At 36.0% G+C, this 18,428-nt stretch carries 14 protein-coding genes and 1 other RNA gene; 9 read left to right on the forward strand and 6 right to left on the reverse strand.

From position 1 onward, the window contains the following. Positions 1–82 precede the first annotated feature (82 nt). Positions 83–2,695, reverse strand: a complete 2,613-nt coding sequence (gene clpB / locus RBU60_RS02255; protein WP_308863021.1) for an ATP-dependent chaperone ClpB — start codon at positions 2,693–2,695, stop codon at positions 83–85. A 320-nt stretch (positions 2,696–3,015) separates the two neighbouring features. Between clpB and ytxJ the strand changes: the two genes are divergently transcribed. Further along, on the forward strand, positions 3,016–3,405 hold the full coding sequence (gene ytxJ, locus RBU60_RS02260; RefSeq protein WP_308863022.1) for a bacillithiol system redox-active protein YtxJ: 390 nt from the start codon (positions 3,016–3,018) through the stop codon (positions 3,403–3,405). Here the strand turns inward: ytxJ and RBU60_RS02265 are convergent. Both RBU60_RS02265 and fahA read right to left on the reverse strand, forming a co-directional pair. Beyond that, complete coding sequence (locus RBU60_RS02265) at positions 3,402–4,571, reverse strand: hypothetical protein (protein ID WP_308863024.1); 1,170 nt, start codon at positions 4,569–4,571, stop codon at positions 3,402–3,404. The genes ytxJ and RBU60_RS02265 overlap by 4 nt on opposite strands. Before the next feature lie 89 nt (positions 4,572–4,660). Further along, positions 4,661–5,944, reverse strand: a complete 1,284-nt coding sequence (gene fahA / locus RBU60_RS02270) for a fumarylacetoacetase (RefSeq protein WP_308863026.1) — start codon at positions 5,942–5,944, stop codon at positions 4,661–4,663. Between the two features lie 112 nt (positions 5,945–6,056). On the opposite strand from fahA, the gene RBU60_RS02275 reads away from it, so the two are divergent. Beyond that, positions 6,057–7,331 (forward strand): serine hydroxymethyltransferase, encoded by a 1,275-nt coding sequence (locus RBU60_RS02275; RefSeq protein WP_308863140.1) that lies wholly within the window; start codon positions 6,057–6,059, stop codon positions 7,329–7,331. Between the two features lie 20 nt (positions 7,332–7,351). Next, on the forward strand, positions 7,352–7,753 hold the full coding sequence (locus RBU60_RS02280; RefSeq protein WP_308863028.1) for a DUF2059 domain-containing protein: 402 nt from the start codon (positions 7,352–7,354) through the stop codon (positions 7,751–7,753). 111 nt (positions 7,754–7,864) lie between these two features. Here RBU60_RS02280 and RBU60_RS02285 read toward each other — a convergent pair whose 3' ends face one another. Next, the gene (locus RBU60_RS02285) at positions 7,865–9,406 is read right to left on the reverse strand and encodes a hypothetical protein (protein ID WP_308863030.1); all 1,542 of its coding nucleotides are present in this window, start codon (positions 9,404–9,406) and stop codon (positions 7,865–7,867) included. Positions 9,407–9,409: 3 nt separating this feature from the next. Next, the gene (locus RBU60_RS02290; RefSeq protein ID WP_308863031.1) at positions 9,410–10,474 is read right to left on the reverse strand and encodes a glutaminyl-peptide cyclotransferase; all 1,065 of its coding nucleotides are present in this window, start codon (positions 10,472–10,474) and stop codon (positions 9,410–9,412) included. An 87-nt stretch (positions 10,475–10,561) separates the two neighbouring features. Here RBU60_RS02290 and ffs point away from each other — a divergent pair. From ffs to fsa, 3 genes are all read left to right on the forward strand, one after another. After that, positions 10,562–10,660: signal recognition particle sRNA small type (gene ffs / locus RBU60_RS02295), an RNA gene on the forward strand. A 117-nt stretch (positions 10,661–10,777) separates the two neighbouring features. After that, positions 10,778–11,584, forward strand: a complete 807-nt coding sequence (locus RBU60_RS02300; protein ID WP_308863033.1) for an SDR family oxidoreductase — start codon at positions 10,778–10,780, stop codon at positions 11,582–11,584. 30 nt (positions 11,585–11,614) lie between these two features. After that, positions 11,615–12,271, forward strand: a complete 657-nt coding sequence (fsa, locus tag RBU60_RS02305; protein WP_308863035.1) for a fructose-6-phosphate aldolase — start codon at positions 11,615–11,617, stop codon at positions 12,269–12,271. 83 nt (positions 12,272–12,354) lie between these two features. On the opposite strand, the gene RBU60_RS02310 is transcribed toward fsa, so the two are convergent. Beyond that, positions 12,355–13,782: a TlpA family protein disulfide reductase gene (locus RBU60_RS02310; protein ID WP_308863037.1), complete on the reverse strand. Its 1,428-nt coding sequence runs from the start codon at positions 13,780–13,782 to the stop codon at positions 12,355–12,357. Between the two features lie 169 nt (positions 13,783–13,951). Here RBU60_RS02310 and RBU60_RS02315 point away from each other — a divergent pair, with 169 nt between their 5' ends. The 3 genes from RBU60_RS02315 (at position 13,952) to RBU60_RS02325 (ending at position 18,427) form a co-directional block, all read left to right on the forward strand. Further along, positions 13,952–15,577: an ABC-F family ATP-binding cassette domain-containing protein gene (locus RBU60_RS02315; RefSeq protein ID WP_308863039.1), complete on the forward strand. Its 1,626-nt coding sequence runs from the start codon at positions 13,952–13,954 to the stop codon at positions 15,575–15,577. A gap of 190 nt (positions 15,578–15,767) precedes the next feature. Beyond that, the gene (locus tag RBU60_RS02320; protein WP_308863041.1) at positions 15,768–17,096 is read left to right on the forward strand and encodes an MFS transporter; all 1,329 of its coding nucleotides are present in this window, start codon (positions 15,768–15,770) and stop codon (positions 17,094–17,096) included. Positions 17,097–17,137: 41 nt separating this feature from the next. Beyond that, a complete protein-coding gene (locus tag RBU60_RS02325) occupies positions 17,138–18,427 on the forward strand; it encodes a DUF6252 family protein (protein ID WP_308863043.1) in 1,290 nt (429 codons plus the stop codon). Position 18,428 lies beyond the last annotated feature (1 nt).

The following is an 18,428-nucleotide window of genomic DNA, read 5'->3' on the forward strand; positions in this document are numbered from 1 at the left end:
ACAATGAAGTCATTGTTCAGCTTTAAATATTAAATTTAATCCTTTATTAATCTGTATCGATTATTTAGGACTAGACAAGTTATTAATTTTTACTGACGGATTGGGTTTCATTTCTAAATACCAATTCGTCATCAAAAGCATCAATTAAGATAATGCTTTCCGCAGTCACTTGACCTGATAGAATTTCTTTAGAAAGCTTGTTAAGCACTTCTTTCTGAATAGTTCTTTTTACCGGTCTGGCTCCATACTGCGGATCAAATCCTTTTTTAGAAAGCAATTCTATCGCTTCCTCCGTAGCATCCATAGTTATATTTTGCTCTGCTAGCATTTTGCTCACTCCTTTTAACTGCAAGCCAACAATCTCTTGAATGTTCTCTTGATCGAGCGGTGTAAACATCACAATATCATCAATACGGTTCAAGAACTCTGGTTTTACTTGTTGTCTTAACAAGCCCATAACCTCTACTTTAGCACTTTCCATAGCGGTTTCAATATCTTTTACCGCTTCATATTTTTCTTGAATCACATGGCTTCCCATATTAGAAGTCATAATGATAATGGTGTTCCTAAAATCGGCTAGACGCCCTTTATTGTCGGTTAGTCTACCTTCATCCAATACTTGTAATAAGATGTTGAAGGTATCTGGATGGGCTTTTTCAATTTCATCCAACAATACTACCGAGTATGGTTTGCGTCGTACCGCTTCGGTTAACTGTCCTCCTTCATCATAACCCACATATCCTGGAGGTGCACCCACCAATCTACTCACCGAGTGACGTTCTTGGTATTCGCTCATATCAATTCGCGTCATCGCAGCATCATCATCAAAGAGGTATTCGGCTAGCGCTTTGGCTAATTCGGTTTTTCCAACTCCGGTTGTTCCCAAGAAAAGGAAGCTTCCAATAGGTCGTTTTTGATCTTGTAATCCAGCTCTACTTCTTCTTATGGCATCACTTACTGCCGTAATGGCTTCGTCTTGTCCTACCACGCGCTTGTGTAACTCTTCTTCTAAATGTAGAAGCTTTTCGCGTTCGCTTTGCAGCATTTTGGTAACAGGGATTCCTGTCCATTTCGCCACAACTTCTGCAATATCCTCATTGGTCACTTCTTCTTTGATCAGTGACTTAGAACCGCTGGCTTTTTGCTCGGCCATTTCTTTTTGCACTTTCTCTAAGCGTTCTTGAGCCTCTTTTATTTTTCCGTAGCGAATCTCGGCTACTTTTCCATAATCACCATCGCGCTCAGCACGTTCTGCTTCTAGTTTAAAGTTTTCGATATCAGATTTTGCTTGCTGAACTTTATCTACCACACCTTTTTCATTCTGCCATTGTGCATTGAGCTCGCTTCGGTCTTCTTTTATATTCGCTAAATCTGCTTTAAGCGACTTGAGCTTACTTTCATCTTTCTCGCGTTTAATGGCTTCAATTTCAATTTCTAGCTGCATAATCTTACGATCTAATACATCTAACTCTTCTGGTTTAGAGTTGATTTCCATACGCAGTTTAGAAGCTGCTTCATCCATCAAGTCAATCGCCTTATCTGGTAAAAAACGGTTGGTAATGTAGCGCTGCGAAAGCTCTACTGCCGCAATAATAGCTTCATCTTTAATACGTACTTTATGGTGCGTTTCATATTTTTCTTTAATTCCGCGAAGAATAGAAATGGCACTTTCGGTATCGGGTTCATCTACGGTTACGATTTGGAAACGACGTTCTAGCGCTTTGTCTTTTTCAAAGTATTTTTGGTACTCATCTAAAGTAGTAGCTCCAATCGCACGTAATTCCCCACGAGCCAAAGCTGGTTTTAGAATATTGGCAGCATCCATAGCTCCTTGTCCGCCTCCAGCACCTACCAAAGTATGAATCTCATCTATAAATAAGACAATGTTCCCGTCGCTAGAAGTGACTTCTTTGATCACCGCTTTAAGCCGTTCTTCAAATTCTCCTTTGTATTTTGCACCTGCAATTAGGGCTCCCATATCTAAAGAAAAGATTATTTTATCCTTCAGGTTTTCAGGAATATCTCCAGCTATAATTCGATGAGCTAAACCTTCAGCAATAGCGGTTTTACCGGTACCGGGTTCGCCAACCAACATGGGATTGTTTTTGGTACGACGCGATAAAATTTGAAGAATACGGCGTATTTCTTCATCCCGACCAATGACCGGATCTAATTTTCCGCTTTCGGCAAGTTCATTTAAGTTTTTTGCGTATTTATTTAAGGAGTTGTAAGTCTCCTCTGCACTTTGTGAAGTCACGCGGTCACCCTGACGCAACTCTTCAATTGCCGCTTTTAAACTTTTTTCGGTAGCGCCTTGATCTTTTAAAATCTGCGCTACTTTAGAACTCGATTTAAATATCGCTAAAATGAGATGTTCAATAGAGACATACTCATCATTCATTTTTTTGGCGATGCTGCTGGCTTCATTCACCGTTTTTCCCGCTTCTCGAGAAAGAATGATATCGCCACCACTTACTTTAGGAAAACTCTCTAAAGTTTTATCGAGTAGTTGAGTAAAAAGGTTGACGTTAATGCTTAATTTTTTCAGCAAGAAAGGCGTTACATTTTCATCTACCATGCTAATGGCTTTAAAAAGATGCTCGTTTTCTATTTGCTGATGGCCTAATTCCTGCGCAAGCTGCTGCGCCTGCTGAATGGCCTCTTGGGATTTTATAGTAAAATTATTAAAGTTCATGGTGTTGTTTGATTTGATAAGAAGAAGTCAAATTATATACCCAATTTTAAAAATGACAAAAAGACGCGTTTTAATTAGATTAAACCGACAAAAAGTCCGATTAGCATGTCTATACTAGATTTTAAAACTTAAATTTAAGACTTTTTAAAATTGAAAGCTACAGAATGAGCCTAAAAACATAGTTTATAGAAAACATAACTAAAAATAGTGATTAAGAGCTAACGGAAATTTTTAACAAGCTAATGCGAAACCTGTTTCTTTAAATTCTCACAATTATCTTTAAAACTGAAGCATAAATTGTATTTTAGTAAAAAAAAGAAATGGGATTATTTGATAAGATTTTCAAGAAACAAGACGATATCGCTAAAGAGGAGATGAAAGAAATTCCATGGCATGTCTTGAGTAAAGAAGAACAATTGGATCAACTTTTAGATGAATCTGAACAGCAACCCGTGATGGTTTTTAAGCATTCTACGCGTTGCGGAGTAAGCAGAATGGTTTTAAAACAATTTGAGAAAAATTACGATTTAGACCCTGAAGAGGCGAAAATCTATTTTTTAGATTTGCTACAAAATAGAAATGTAAGCAATGCAGTAGCCGAAAAATTTAAGGTGATGCACCAATCACCGCAAATGATAGTTCTTAAAAATAGAGAAGTGGTGCACCAAGCTTCACATCATGACATTAGTGTGGCAGATATTACTGTCTAAAGATGATTGCGTTTTAAAATTTCACTAAACTTATACTTTAGATCATTTCCTGCATCTAATAACATCTGCTCATTACTGGGAAAGGGCATAGAACTCTGAGAAAGAAGCTGTCTTTCTTTCGTGTTCAGTACTTTTTTATTACCATTAAAACGAGCATATTCATTTCCAAAAACGAAGGTGGTTTTTAAAGGAAATTTTTGATATACACGATTTTCTTTGGTGTCAAAATATTCTACCAAAGCCACTACTTGGATGCCTTTACTTTGTTCTGTTTTAAGCATATCACCGCTTACAGTAATGTATTGATCTACTTTAATTTTATTCCCGTCATCATCTAAAATATAATCTCCATTCCTATTTTTCTTGTACGTATAGCCGTCTTTTATTTCGCGCTCTAAACGGATTTCTTTTTGAACAATTCTTTCTGGAATGATAGAAATGGTTTTAAAATCCAAGTAAATTTCATAGTTATAATTGATTTGGTTTTCTTTGTTATCGTGAAAAACAGTCCAACGGTCATTTAAACTATACGTGTCAAAATTTAAGAGATCCTCTTCCAACAATCTTGGAATGATTTGATTGGTTTGATTTTCTAAACTCACAAAAACAAAATCAGTACCGTAGAATTGAGCATCATCTAAGAGTTGGTTCGTATTCTTATAATTAGGCTTTAATTGTGACACCTTGCTTAGCTTGCTGTGAGCCTTTCTATAATCTAGTTTGTTAGCTTTATTTATATCGCTTTGCGCGGAATTATATAAGTCTTCGGCATAATTATTCTTTGCGGTAATCAACTCCTCTGAATAATTATTTAATTTAAATTTAGCTTCTTTCCCGTTTTGAAAATGGAGTGGAAGTAGAGGCTTAATCTGTCTTTGTACGTGTGCTAGTTGCGTGTAATTTGTATATATATCTTCCGCATTAGTTTTCTCTTTCCTTAAATGGTTGATGTCTTGTTTTTTCTCTTCAGTGAATTTTTTAAAGGCATCTTGTAAAAGAAAGATGTATTCTTCGTTATTCTTTTTGGTTTTATCTTTTTGCAGTTTTCTAACGGCAATATCAATGGCTTCGCGATAATCTCCAGAATAAAGTGCTTTTTGAGTTCTCTTAATTCCGCTACAAGCGATAAAAAAAGAAATGCTAATCAATAAAAATAGCTTTTTCATGAGTCTAAAATTGGTGTAAACTACTAAAATAATAAAAAAAGCCCATTTCGGTCTAATGAAGTGGGCTTTTAAAGATAGGTAAAATAGGCTTATTTGGTTTTAAAGGAAGGCAATACTTTGGTGCTGCACTCACCAAAACCAATTCTTATGTTTTTATCTTGGCAATATCCTCTTAAGATTACGGTATCTTTATCTTGTATAAACTTGCGGTCTCCTCCTTCTTTTAACTTGATTGGTTTTTCACCATTCCAAGAAAGTTCTAGCATAGAACCGTAGCTGTCTTTTGTTGGGCCAGAAATGGTTCCGCTTCCCATCATATCTCCGCTATTTACAGGACATCCATTCACGGTGTGGTGCGCCAATTGCTGACTCATATTCCAATAAAGGTGTTTAAAGTTAGAATTAGAAACCACGGTTTCTTTCTTTCCTTCTGGCTGTATCGCTACCTGTAAATGTATATCAAAAGTTTTCTTCCCTTTAGATTGCAAATAGGGAAGTTGTTCTGTACTCGGTTTAGGACCTTCTGTTCTAAAAGGCTCCAAAGCATCTAAAGTCACAATCCAAGGAGAAATTGTTGAAGCAAAGTTTTTTCCTAGAAATGGCCCTAAAGGTACATATTCCCATTTTTGAATGTCTCTGGCGCTCCAATCGTTAAATAATACCATTCCAAAAATATGATCTTCTGCATCTTCCACAGGGATAGGTTCTCCCAAGTGATTGGCGGCTGTAGTAATAAAAGCCATTTCCAGTTCAAAATCAAGATTTCTCGAAGGACCAAAGATAGGTGTATCAGATCCGTTTGGAAGTTTTTGACCTTGAGGTCTTCTAATGGGAATTCCGCTAGGAATAATAGAAGAACTTCTGCCGTGATAAGCTACAGGAATGTGAAGCCAGTTAGGCATTAAAGCCTTGTCTGCTCCACGAAACATTTCGCCTACATTGCGCGCGTGTTCTTCACTCGAGTAGAAATCGGTGTAATCACCAACCTGTACAGGCAATTGCATTTCAACTTCATTCAAGGTAAAGAGAATCACTTTTTGGTGTTCTTTATTTTCCTGAAGTGCTTTATGCTTTACGTCAAAAATTTCAGCTATTTTATTTCTTACGGCGCGCCAGGTTTTTCTCCCGTCGGCAATAAAATCATTTAAGGTATCTTGAAGAAAAATATCATCCGTTAACGGAATGTCTTCAAAATAACCCAATTGATGCAAAGCACCTAAATCAATTGCGTAGTCACCAATTCTGGTTCCAATGGTGATGACGTCGTCTCTCGTTAAGAATACTCCGAAGGGAATATTTTGGATAGGAAAATCGGTTCCCTTAGGTATTTTTAACCAAGTTTTTCTATCAGGATTGTTGGCAGATATTTGCATAAGCTTGAATTCAAATCGTTTTTAAAAAAAGTCTCTTCAAATATATTATTATCCATGTAATAACCGAATGATTTCCTTATTTTTGGTGAAATTTTTAACGATTATTGTAATTATGGATAGAGATACTCAGATTTTTGATTTAGTAGAAGCCGAAAAGAACCGTCAAATCAACGGTTTGGAATTAATTGCAAGTGAAAACTTTGTGAGCGATCAAGTTTTGGAAGCTGCTGGGTCTGTGCTTACCAATAAATATGCTGAAGGTTACCCAGGAAAACGATACTACGGAGGTTGTGAAATTGTAGATGAAGTGGAAACACTTGCTATAGAAAGAGCAAAAGAACTTTTTAATGCCGAATATGTAAATGTTCAGCCACATTCAGGCTCTCAGGCAAATACGGCCGTTTATTCTGTGTGCTTAAAACCAGGAGACACCATCTTAGGATTTGATTTATCTCATGGAGGCCATTTAACACACGGGTCGCCAGTTAATTTTTCGGGAAAATTGTACAATCCAGTTTTCTACGGAGTTATAAAAGAAACGGGCTTAATTGATTACGATCACGTAAGAGAAATGGCACATAAAGAGAAACCAAAAATGATTATTGCTGGTGCCTCTGCCTATTCTAGAGAGTTTGATTATAAAAAATTTAGAGAAATAGCCGATGAAGTAGGAGCTATTTTGCTAGCCGATATGGCACATCCAGCTGGTTTAATCGCGAAAGGATTAATATCTGATCCTTTACCGCATTGCCACATTGTGACCACAACTACACATAAAACCATTAGAGGGCCTCGTGGAGGAATGATCTTGATGGGGAAAGATTTTGAAAATCCTTACGGACAGAAATTAAAAAGTGGAAAATTAAAGAAAATGTCTTCTTTACTGAATAGCGGAGTTTTCCCAGGAAACCAAGGCGGACCTTTAGAACACATTATTGCAGCTAAAGCAGTTGCTTTTGGGGAAGCCTTAACCGATGAATTCCTACATTATATGGTACAGGTGAAAAAGAATGCAAAAGCTATGGCAGAAGCATTTATGAAAAGAGGTTATGATGTAGTTTCTGGAGGAACCGATAACCATATGATGTTAATCGACTTAAGAAATAAAGGAGTTACCGGGAAACAAGCGGAAGAAACCTTAGTAAAAGCAGAGATTACCGTGAATAAAAACATGGTTCCTTTTGATGATAAATCTCCATTTGTTACTTCTGGAATTAGAATAGGAACTCCGGCCATTACTACCAGAGGTTTAAAAGAAGATGATATGGATAAGGTAGTAGGCTTTGTAGATGCGGTGATTAGCAATATTGAAGACGAAAGCATTATCGAAAAAACAAAAAATGAAATTCATGAAATGATGGGACATAGACCCTTGTTTCAATTTTAATAACCAATAATACAAAAACCATGAAAAAATTAATTTTATCTGCAGGTTTGGTGATGTTAAGCTTTGCCAGTTTTGCACAAGATGATTTTAAAGAAGACTTGACGACGCTTATCAAGGCGCAATCTGGAGCAGCAATTGACGCTAATATGCAACAAGTCTACAATATGATTCCTGAAGCTAATCGCGAAGCTTTTAAAAAGGAAATGAGTGCAGAAATGGATAAAATGTATGAAAAAACTTTAAACATCTACATAGAAACCATAGAGAAAGATGACATTAAGAAAATGTTGGAGTTTTATGAAACTCCTGCAGGAGCAAGAATTTTAGAAAAAACTCCAACCTTAATGACTAAAAGTACAGAAATGAGTCAAAAATGGGCGATGGAATCTATTATGCCAATCGTACAGAAATATATGAACTAAGAAATTCTTATATCTTTACAATTAAAAAAGCATCTTCTTTACGGAAGATGCTTTTTTTATGTTTGTGATTTTGGGCTAGATTTAGGGTCCAATGCTTTAAAAAGTAACTCATTACTCTTCAAAAATAACACTTTCGTAAGCGCCACTGTCAGGATTAATGTCTCTTGTAGTTCCTAAAATATCTTGTACGGTTACCGTAGATGGGTTTGCCAAGCCGTTTGCAGCCGATTCTTCCCCGATTTGGAGCTGATTAAGCTCGGTAGCTTTAAAAACAGGGTCTTCATTTAAGATGCTGTTTTCAAATAATGTAGGATTGTCAAAATCGTATTCAGGGGTTTCTGCATACAAATTATTAAAATCATTAAAACGGATGAGGCAATTTTCAAATTTATAGTTAAACGCCGCCTCATCAGATTTGGAGAATAGCAATTCTAAGTTTTCATTTCCGTAAATAATGCAGTTGTAGAAATTAGCTTCAATTAAATCTGAAACCAAAATATTTTCTTGGGTTTCTAGTAAATTTTCAATCAATACCGCAGGGAATTGTCTAAACCCATTGTTAAAATAATTTACAAAGGTGGAATTGGTAAAGGTATACCTTCCGCCATAAGAAAGATTCAGCGAAGCTTGTCCGCTATTATTAATAACAAGGTTTTCTCCTTCAATAAAACCAGTTCTTGCCAACAATCCAACATTAGCAGAATTGTAAATTTGTGTGTTTTTGATGATTAATGTAGGTTGATTCGTTCCATCATTAGAATCCATACGAATCCCTACCGATGCATTTTTAATCGTAGCATAATTAATTTGGTTGTTGGTGCTTCCTTGTGTTAACCAAATGCTTCCCCATTGCCCAGCCACTTCACTAAAAGCAGGTTCTAAGCGGTCGCCTTCAAAAATAACTTCATTTTCTAAAACTTCAGGGTCGTTGCTTAAAGCTCCATTAACGTGTAAAGAACCGTTTTGGGCGACTATAAGTCCGCTTTCACGATGAAAATGTACTCTTGCGCCTGCATCTATCGCCAATGTTTTATTAGAAGGTACAGCAGCATAACCGTAAATTACGTAGGGTTTTTCGTTGGTAAAATTAAGTTCGGTGTCATCTAAAACAAAACCCTTAATAAGAATCTCGTTGCCTTCGTCATCAAATCCAAAAGAAAGAGTCTCGGTAGTGCCATCGGCAAATTTTTCGGGATAGAGGAAATGTGCATCTTGTATAAGGGTGACCAGTTCTACTTTTTGTTGCTGACTTCCAGTATCAAACTCAATGGCATCGGTATATAAAAACTGATTGTCGGTTTGTGATAAATCTTCAATATTGGCGGTGGTTTCCACAAAGATAAAAATGCTATCCTTAGCAAGAATATCGATATTTTGAAACTCTTTTCCGGGTAAACCGTCTACATTTAAACGATAATTAGAACTTTCCCCGTTCGCTAATTGAATGTTGGGAATGCGAATATCATCGTCACTTTTGTTGTGAACGGTTAAGTTGTAGGTACTCGAACCAATGTTGGTGAAAACGGTATCTAAATACACCGTGTCTTTAGAAAAAGTGAGTTTTCCCGAGCTGGGCGTGGTATCAAAATCTTTTCTACAAGAGCTCCAAAGAATCACCGAACAAAGCAATAAAATACCATAAATAGATCTCATAAATTACTTTTCTTTAATTTTTATTTCAAAAAGCTTGTCCCAGTTTTTACCCGTAACATATAACTTTTTTGTGTTTTTGTTGTAAGCAATTCCGTTAAGGACATTATCTTGACCTGCTATATCTTTAGTATTGTTAAGCTGGTCTCTTAATCCTCGCATATCAATAATTCCTTCAATAGCTCCGCTTTTAGGATTAATAATTGCAATCCCATCTTTTTGCCAGGTATTGGCGTAAATTTTTCCTTCTACCCATTCCAATTCATTGAGTTTGGTAGATAGGGAAGTGTGGGTTACCGGCTGAAAATAGCTTTCTTCTTCCAGCGTTTCTGGGTTAAGAATCCAAATTTTTTCGGTGCCGTCGCTCTTGTACAGTTTCTCGCCGTCATTGCACAAACCCCAGCCTTCCTTACTTTCACTATAACTAAACGTTTTGAGTTGCTTTAAATTGTTGACGTCATAAATTATTCCTTCGCCAGAACGCCAAGTGAGTTGATAGATCTTGTCATTAAGGATAGAAATTCCCTCCCCAAAATACATATCTTTTAGCTTTACTTTTTGTAAAACCTCTCCAGTTTCGTAATTCACTTTTCTCAAAGAAGAAAGTTTGTTTAATCCCGTTCCCTCATATAGAGTGTCTTTATAAAACTCCAAGCCTTGTGTAAAAGCATCGGGATCGTGAGGATAGGTGTTAATCACCTCATAGGTGTAAATTTTTGGTGCTTTATTATGATGTAGAACCAATTCCTGTTGAATGCTGAAGTTTTCACCTTCCGTAAAGATTTTAGCTTCAATCATATTTTTGCCTAGAGGCTTCTCTAAGTTGGCCGAAATAGTTTCGCTTGCCGCGGAAGAACCAATTTTTTGTTGGTGATAGAAATACTGAACCGAGTCTATCGAAATCTTTTTGGGATTGCTTAAACTCACATTTATCGCATCTCCAGATTGTATTTTCTTGTTATTATGATCTATTTGAATAGAAATGGATTCTTTTTTCTCTTCTAGACCATCGCCACAAGAGGAGAGGATAGAGGCTAAAAAAATGATAAACAGGGGCTTATAGACGCGCATAATAATTATCTTAAAATAGAGTGGCTAATTTAGTTAATTCCTTTCAAAAAAAGCTTGCTAAAAACGATATTCCTTGTATATTTGCACTGGCAAGTCCCACACAACCAGCTCCTGCTGAATCCCCCAGGGCGGGAACGCAGCAAGGGTACGCGGTCGTAGCGGTGTGATGTGGGTCGCTTGCCTTTTTTTGTACCCAAAACTCAAGGATTTTTTCTCCTCCTTAGTGACCTCTCTTTAGTAAATTCCTACAATTTTTTTCACTTTCGCTTCAAAAGTCGATATTTGTCTTTTATCTCAATCTACATGTCAAAACAAGTTGTATTAATTACTGGAGCATCTTCAGGTATAGGGAAATCTATAGGGGAGTATTTGCATCAAAAAAATTATAAGGTTTATGGTACCAGCCGAAATCCTAAACAGAAAGAACTTAACGGAATTCACTTTGTAGCACTCGATGTGACTTCTACGTCTACTATTTCTTCCGCTGTAGCGGAAGTACTTCAGCAAGAAGGAAAAATAGATTTTCTTATCAATAATGCTGGAATGGGAATTACAGGTCCTATTGAAGAAACGCCAGATGAAGAAATTAAAAAAGTTTTTGACACCAACTATTTTGGGGTAATCAAGGTCATCAAAGCGGTTTTGCCGAGTATGCGTGCTCAAAAAAGCGGTTTTGTGATTAATATTACTTCCATTGCAGGTTATATGGGATTGCCTTACCGCGGAATTTATTCAGCCACCAAAGGAGCTTTAGAGCTTACTACCGAAGCTTTTAGAATGGAATTAAAAGAGTTTGGAATAAAAATGACCAATATCGCGCCGGGAGATTTTGCAACCAACATCGCGGCAGGAAGATATCACGCGCCAGTAAAAGAAGATTCGCCTTATAAAAAGAATTACGGAAACACCTTGAAGCTTATGGATAAACACGTATCTGGCGGGGAAGATCCTATTGTGATGGCCAAAAAAGTACATGAAGTGATGCAAGAAAAAAACCCTACAATTCATTATAAAGTAGGAGAGTGGTTGCAAAAAGCAAGTATCGCCTTAAAGCATATTCTACCCGATAAAATGTATGAAAAAATGCTGATGAAGCATTATAAACTATAACTTTACCTTTACCTAATAAAAACTAGTAATATGAAATTTTTTATAGATACCGCAAATTTAGATCAGATTAGAGAAGCCCAAGATTTAGGGGTTTTAGACGGAGTGACCACCAATCCTTCCTTAATGGCTAAAGAAGGAATTTCTGGAAAAGAAAGTATTCTACAACATTACAAAGATATTTGTGAAATTGTAGATGGCGATGTGAGTGCAGAAGTAATTGCCACAGATTTTGATGGTATGGTTAAAGAAGGAGAAGAACTTGCCGCTTTACACGATCAAATCGTGGTAAAAATACCTATGATTAAAGAAGGCGTTAAAGCAATTAAATACTTTAGCGATAAAGGAATTAAAACCAATTGTACCTTGGTGTTTTCTGCAGGTCAGGCTTTATTGGCTGCCAAAGCAGGAGCTACTTATGTTTCTCCTTTTATAGGAAGATTGGACGATATTTCTAGCGACGGACTTAGTTTAATTAATGAAATTAGACTTATTTATGACAACTATGGTTTTGCCACCGAAATTTTAGCAGCCTCTATACGACATACCATGCACGTTATTGACTGTGCCAAATTGGGGGCCGATGTGATGACGGGACCTTTAAGTTCTATTGAAGGTTTATTAAAACATCCCTTAACTGATATTGGATTAGAAAAGTTCTTAGCAGATTATAAGAAAACGAATGCTTAATCTATCCAGAGGGTTTAATTCCTTGAGGTTTCTGATTAAACATTAGGCATTCACAATAAAAGAGTGCTCATTTGAGCGCTTTTTTATTGGTTTAAAAACTGAAGGATTTTGTTTTCAAAATTGGGACTGTCTAAATTCAATTTATTTTGAACAATATTTCCTTTGTGGTCTAGGATTAAGACTTTATCTAAAAGACTTTTATAGAGGTAGCGTTTGTTCTTTCTATTTCTTATTTGGTACTCGAAATCTCTATCATAACCAAAGTTCTCAATAGATTTTAACCAAAGCTCTGTATCTTCTTCATCAATATTAACGGCGATAAAAGCTAACTCTGGATATTTATTTCTAAGCTCATTAATAAGGTGATGGTGTATTTTATGACTTTCTTGGTATAACGACCAAGTATATGTAACAATAGGTTTTTTAGAAATCTTACCGAGGTTTAATTTACCTCCATTAGCCGATAGCAGTTTAGCTTGAGATACGTTTTTTCCTATAAAATATTTCTTTTGTAAATTTCCTAAAGCTTTTAGTTCTGTCACTTGGTCTTTAGGAAGATCAAACTTATTTAGTAAATGAAGCGTAGAATCTATCTGGCTATCGTTCACCGAGAAGTTGATTTGTTTTTTAGCTAGGTTGCTCAAAAACCTATTTCGTAAACCTTTAATTTCAAATAGGCTGTCGGCAAGATGCAAGCGTTGCTTTAAGTTTTCTACGGTATTGACTCTAAAACAGTATTTTAAAGAGTCATTAAACTTATTTTTAATACAGTTTTCTATCGCTTTATTTTTTAGATAATTATCTAAAAAACGCTGATAAGTATAATAAGACTGAATGGATTCATCATTAAAATTCACATCTTTTCTATAGGTGAAAAAATCTTCTGGGATTCTACTTCTAAAATCACTAAAATACCTGTTAATCAAATAGGCATAGCGTTCTCTTAAATCATAATACTCATAATCAATTGTTTTTTTGGCTACTTCCGTAAAGGTTTTAGAAAAATCATATTTATTTTTTAAAGAGGATAATCTTTCCAATTTAAAATCCTTAATCGAATCGGTTTTTTGAGCAAAATCCTTCGGACTCATTTTATAATAGGAGAGAATAAGGTCGTTGTCTTTTTCATTTAAAAGATACATCTCCATCAAGAAGTTGTTTTCCTGAGATTTATCTTTTGTGTACATTAAAGACTCGTCAAACTCATCCATATTTACACGTAAAAGTAAGCTATCTCCTTCTTCAATATAAAAAACTTGGCTTTCTGGCGAGTGCCTAAAGGTATAAAGTCCAGAAGAAAAATCTTTTTCTTTAAAAGAGTAAGAGAATTTTTTATCCTCATTTAAAAAGATAGAATCAATAAGTATATTATCTTTTTCTAGGGTGATATAATCATTATTATTATTAACGATCTCTCCTCCTAAGTAAGTAGTCGTTTTTATAGCGGTATCATTTTTACATGAAAACAGCAAAAACAACAATGAAATTATTAAAAATAATTTAGAATTCATTTGTAGTTATAAATCAATAATATGAGCAATTATGAGGGAGTTACTACCCACAAATATAGAGTTTGAAAAGTCTTTGATTGTTAATTAGGCGTTAAAAGAGAAAGATGAAAAGTTAATCTTTCTCGAAGTAGTTTTAAATCATTACTTTTGCCAAAATTTTAAGAGAAATATGTTATCAGTATCTAATTTATCGGTTCAGTTTGGGAAGAGGGTTCTTTTTGACGAAGTAAATACTACTTTTACGCAAGGAAATTGCTACGGAATTATAGGAGCTAATGGCGCGGGAAAATCAACTTTTCTAAAGATACTTTCTAGAAAATCAGATCCTACCTCTGGTCACGTCCATTTAGAACCTGGCAAGCGTATGTCTGTGCTAGAACAGAATCACAACTTATATAATAATCACACGGTATTAGAAACCGTGTTAAAAGGAAACCAACCTTTATATGATGTAAAAGCCGAAATGGATGCGCTTTACGAAGATTATAAAGATGAAAATGCAGATAGAATAGGGGAGCTGCAAGTCACCTTTGAAGAAATGAACGGTTGGAATGCCGAAAGTGATGCCGCTTCTTTGCTTTCTAATTTGGGAATACCAGCAGATTTGCATTACACGCTCATGAAAGATATAGATGGGAAACAAAAAGTAAGGGTGTTATTGGCACAAGCGCTTTTTGGAAATCCAGATGTGTTAATTATGGATGAGCCTACCAACGACTTGGATTATGAAACCATCTCTTGGTTAGAACATTTCTTGGCTAATTATGACAATACGGTGATTGTGGTTTCTCACGACCGTCACTTTTTAGATGCCGTTTGTACGCATATTTCTGATATTGACTTTGGAAAAATTAACCATTTTAGCGGAAACTACTCGTTTTGGTATGAGTCTTCTCAGTTAGCAGCAAGACAACGCTCTCAGCAAAACAAAAAAGCCGAAGAGAAAAAGAAAGAATTACAAGAATTTATCATGCGTTTTAGCGCTAACGTAGCAAAATCTAAGCAAGCTACCTCGCGTAAAAAAATGATCGATAAATTAAATATCGAAGAGATTAAACCTTCTAGTAGAAGATATCCTGCCATCATTTTTGAAAGAGAAAGAGAAGCCGGAGATCAAATCTTAAACATCGAAAAGCTGGAAGCCACCATAGAAGGAGAAACCTTATTCAAAAACATAGACCTTAACCTTAATAGAGGGGAGAAAGTAATCGTATTCTCTAGAGACTCTAGGGCTACCACCGCTTTTTACGAAATTATTAATGGAAAGCAGCAAGCCGCCAGCGGTAAATACCAATGGGGAATCACCACCAACCAATCTTATTTGCCATTAGACAACGCCGCCTTTTTTGAGGAAGACCTTGCCTTGGTAGATTGGTTAAGACAATATGCTAAAACTGAAGAAGAACGAGAAGAAGTGCACATTAGAGGTTTCTTGGGGAAAATGTTGTTTAGCGGTGAAGAAGCTTTAAAAACGGCAAGAGTGCTTTCAGGAGGAGAAAAAGTACGCTGTATGTTAAGTAGAATGATGATGATGCGTGCCAACGTGTTGATGTTGGATGAACCTACCAACCACTTAGATTTAGAGTCGATTACGGCGTTCAATAATTCCCTTAAAAACTTTAAAGGAACCATTTTATTCACCACGCACGATCACGAGTTTTCGCAAACTGTAGGTAATCGGGTGGTAGAATTAACTCCCAACGGCGTTATTGATAGCTACCTTACGTTTGATGAGTATATGAGCGATCCAAAAATTAAAGAACAAAGAGACAAAATGTATAGCGTTAAAGCTTAATTATTTGGGTGCAAGCCCGCGGGTCAGGCCTTCCTGTTTAGGTAAGCTATTCGTTGTAGCTTTTGCTTTGTAAAAACATCACAAAATGCTGCCACTGCTATCCTTTGTACATTTAAAAATAATATCATTTTTTTAAAACCTTTCTATTCAATTAGAAAGGTTTTTCTATTTTTAGGAAAAATTTATATAAATGCAATCATTACCAAAAGGAAATAAGAAACTATTGCATGCTTGGGCTTTTTATGATTGGGCCAATTCGGTGTATAATTTGGTGATTTCTTCAGCGATATTTCCCATTTTCTATGGAGCGCTAACCATTTTAAAAGATGACGAAGGCAATGTATTAAACGATAGCGTAGACTTCTTAGGAGTTGAATGGAATAACGATACCTTAATAAGTTATGTTACCGCATTAGCATTTTTAAGCGTCTCGATTTTGAGTCCGTTTTTAAGTGGAATAGCAGATTATGTAGGAAACAAGAAAAGCTTTATGAAGTTTTTCTGCTATATGGGAGCTGTTTCTTGTATTGGTTTATTTTGGTTCAATCTAGAACACTTATGGTTTGGGTTATTGTGTTATTATTTAGCGCTTATAGGTTTTTGGGGGAGCATAGTCTTTTACAATTCTTACCTTCCAGATATCGCTTTTCCCAACCAACAAGACAGGATTAGTGCCAAAGGTTATTCGTTAGGATATATAGGTAGCGTGATTTTGTTGCTTATCTGTTTAGCGATGATTCTTATGTATGATACTTTCGGTTTTGAAGATGAAAGTTTACTTACCAGGCTTTCTTTTGTACTCACTGGAGTGTGGTGGATTGGATTTAGTCAGTATACCTATTATTACCTTCCGCAGGGAAATAAAAAGCAAAAACTAACGAGAAATGTAGTTTTTAATGGCTTTAAAGAACTGAAGCAAATCTGGAATAAAATCAAAGAAAACACTGAGTTAAAGCGATACCTTTATGCATTCTTTATGTACAGTATGGCGGTGCAAACCATCATGTTGATTGCGACTTATTTTGGAATCGAAGAATTAAACTGGGGCGAGCAAGACCCTACAACAGGGCTTATCATTAGTATTTTATTGATTCAATTGGTGGCTGTTTTAGGAGCAACCCTTACTTCAAGGCTTTCAGCGAAACTAGGAAATATTAATGTGCTTATAGGCTTAAACCTCATTTGGATAGCCATTTGTTCATTTGCTTATTTTGTAGAAACGCCTTTTCAGTTTTACATCACCGCCGCGTTTGTTGGGTTGGTTATGGGGGGGATTCAGTCTTTATCAAGATCCACCTACTCTAAATTGCTACCAGAAAATGCGGTAGATACGGCCTCATATTTTAGTTTTTATGATGTTTCAGAAAAAATAGGAATTGTAATCGGGATGCTTTCTTATGGTTTCATCGCCCAAAAAACGGGAAGTATACGTACTACCATTCTCTTTTTTATTGTCTTTTTTGTATTGGGAGTCATATTTCTTTTACGAGTACCTAAACAAAATGTTAAAAATAAATAAATTTTAGTTAAGTTTGTCTTACCCAAATAAATAACTTTATAATGAAAAATATGAACCTATTTAAACGTCTTTTTTTAATCTTAACTGTGATTAGCTTGGCGAGTTGTGATAATGAACCTTTAGAAGGAGAGTTTGAGTCTTACAACCCAGGTACCAATTTAGAATCTAACTTTCAAGTAGATGTTGACGGAGTTACTTTTACTGCAGATCAATCTCAAATGGTTACTCAAAATGGAGTTACTAGTATTTCAGGAATAAAAAGTAATGGAACTTCGGTAATGATAAGTCTTATGGGAAGTGGAACAGGAACCTATACTTTTGGCTCAGGCATTGCTGCAGGAGGTTATGCGGTAGCAGGTGAAACCCCTTACGTGATCGATAATGAAGATACGAGTGCAGAAGTAGTGATCACCGATTATGATATGCAAACAGGAGTGGCATCAGGAACTTTTAGCTATTCTGTAGTCCATACTGTTGAAGATGAAAATGGAGAAGACCTAGTAGAAACCAAAGCTTTGACCAATGGTATTTTTACCAATATTTCACTTACTTCAGATGAAGCACCTACTGATCTTAATACACTTTTTGAGGTAGAATTAGATGGAGATTTGTTTGCCAATGATGACGTGCAAGCAGTTTTAAATGAAGACGGACTTGCGATGCAGGTTCTTGTAGGAAATGAGCAGTTTGTAATCCAGATTTTTGATCCTAGTGTAGGAACGTTTACTTTAGGTAGTGACGCTGGAGCGGAAGGATTTATTTTATATGATGTAGATAGTACAAATGAAGAAAGTGCAGTATACTCCTCTGTTTCTGGTACATTGACCATTTCATCTTTAGATATGAATAACAACGTAGTTGCGGGTACGTTCTCAGGAGCTTTAGAAGAAGCTTTAGGCGAAGGTGCAGATATTGCGATGACCAACGGAGTATTTGAAGATGTTCAATTCTCTACGGAAGAATCTCCTAATATGGCTACAGCTACAATAGACGGAGAAGCTTTTGAAGCTAACGTATTTGCTTGGGCTTCCGTAACTGGGGGTTCTAGCTTTGCTATTGTTTTCGACAATGATTTAGATACAGATATACAACTTACGTTACCTAATAATGTTGACGTAGGTACGTATTCTATTACAGATAGCCTAAATGATTATTCTGCTATGGTAACTTTAGATGCTGTCTCTTACGATTCGGTAGCTGATTCAGGAGAAATTGACATTACTTCGGCTGTAGGAGGTATTTTAGAAGGTACTTTTAACTTTACAGCAAAAGATAATGCTGGAAATGAGATTGTGGTTGAATCAGGCGTATTTGTATATGATAACAATTAAT

The sequence above is a fragment of the Mesonia profundi genome, from assembly GCF_031085155.1.
GTDB classification, from domain to species: Bacteria; Bacteroidota; Bacteroidia; order Flavobacteriales; family Flavobacteriaceae; genus Mesonia; species Mesonia profundi.

Coding starts and splice junctions, on each gene's coding strand:
- RBU60_RS02320 (WP_308863041.1), top strand. CDS start 15,768: ATGCAATCATTACCAAAAGGAAATAAGAAACTATTGCATGCTTGGGCT.
- fahA (WP_308863026.1), bottom strand. CDS start 5,944: ATGCAAATATCTGCCAACAATCCTGATAGAAAAACTTGGTTAAAAATA.
- RBU60_RS02290 (WP_308863031.1), bottom strand. CDS start 10,474: ATGCGCGTCTATAAGCCCCTGTTTATCATTTTTTTAGCCTCTATCCTC.
- RBU60_RS02275 (WP_308863140.1), top strand. CDS start 6,057: ATGGATAGAGATACTCAGATTTTTGATTTAGTAGAAGCCGAAAAGAAC.
- RBU60_RS02310 (WP_308863037.1), bottom strand. CDS start 13,782: ATGAATTCTAAATTATTTTTAATAATTTCATTGTTGTTTTTGCTGTTT.
- ytxJ (WP_308863022.1), top strand. CDS start 3,016: ATGGGATTATTTGATAAGATTTTCAAGAAACAAGACGATATCGCTAAA.
- clpB (WP_308863021.1), bottom strand. CDS start 2,695: ATGAACTTTAATAATTTTACTATAAAATCCCAAGAGGCCATTCAGCAG.
- RBU60_RS02300 (WP_308863033.1), top strand. CDS start 10,778: ATGTCAAAACAAGTTGTATTAATTACTGGAGCATCTTCAGGTATAGGG.
- RBU60_RS02285 (WP_308863030.1), bottom strand. CDS start 9,406: ATGAGATCTATTTATGGTATTTTATTGCTTTGTTCGGTGATTCTTTGG.
- RBU60_RS02315 (WP_308863039.1), top strand. CDS start 13,952: ATGTTATCAGTATCTAATTTATCGGTTCAGTTTGGGAAGAGGGTTCTT.
- RBU60_RS02265 (WP_308863024.1), bottom strand. CDS start 4,571: ATGAAAAAGCTATTTTTATTGATTAGCATTTCTTTTTTTATCGCTTGT.
- RBU60_RS02325 (WP_308863043.1), top strand. CDS start 17,138: ATGAAAAATATGAACCTATTTAAACGTCTTTTTTTAATCTTAACTGTG.
- fsa (WP_308863035.1), top strand. CDS start 11,615: ATGAAATTTTTTATAGATACCGCAAATTTAGATCAGATTAGAGAAGCC.
- RBU60_RS02280 (WP_308863028.1), top strand. CDS start 7,352: ATGAAAAAATTAATTTTATCTGCAGGTTTGGTGATGTTAAGCTTTGCC.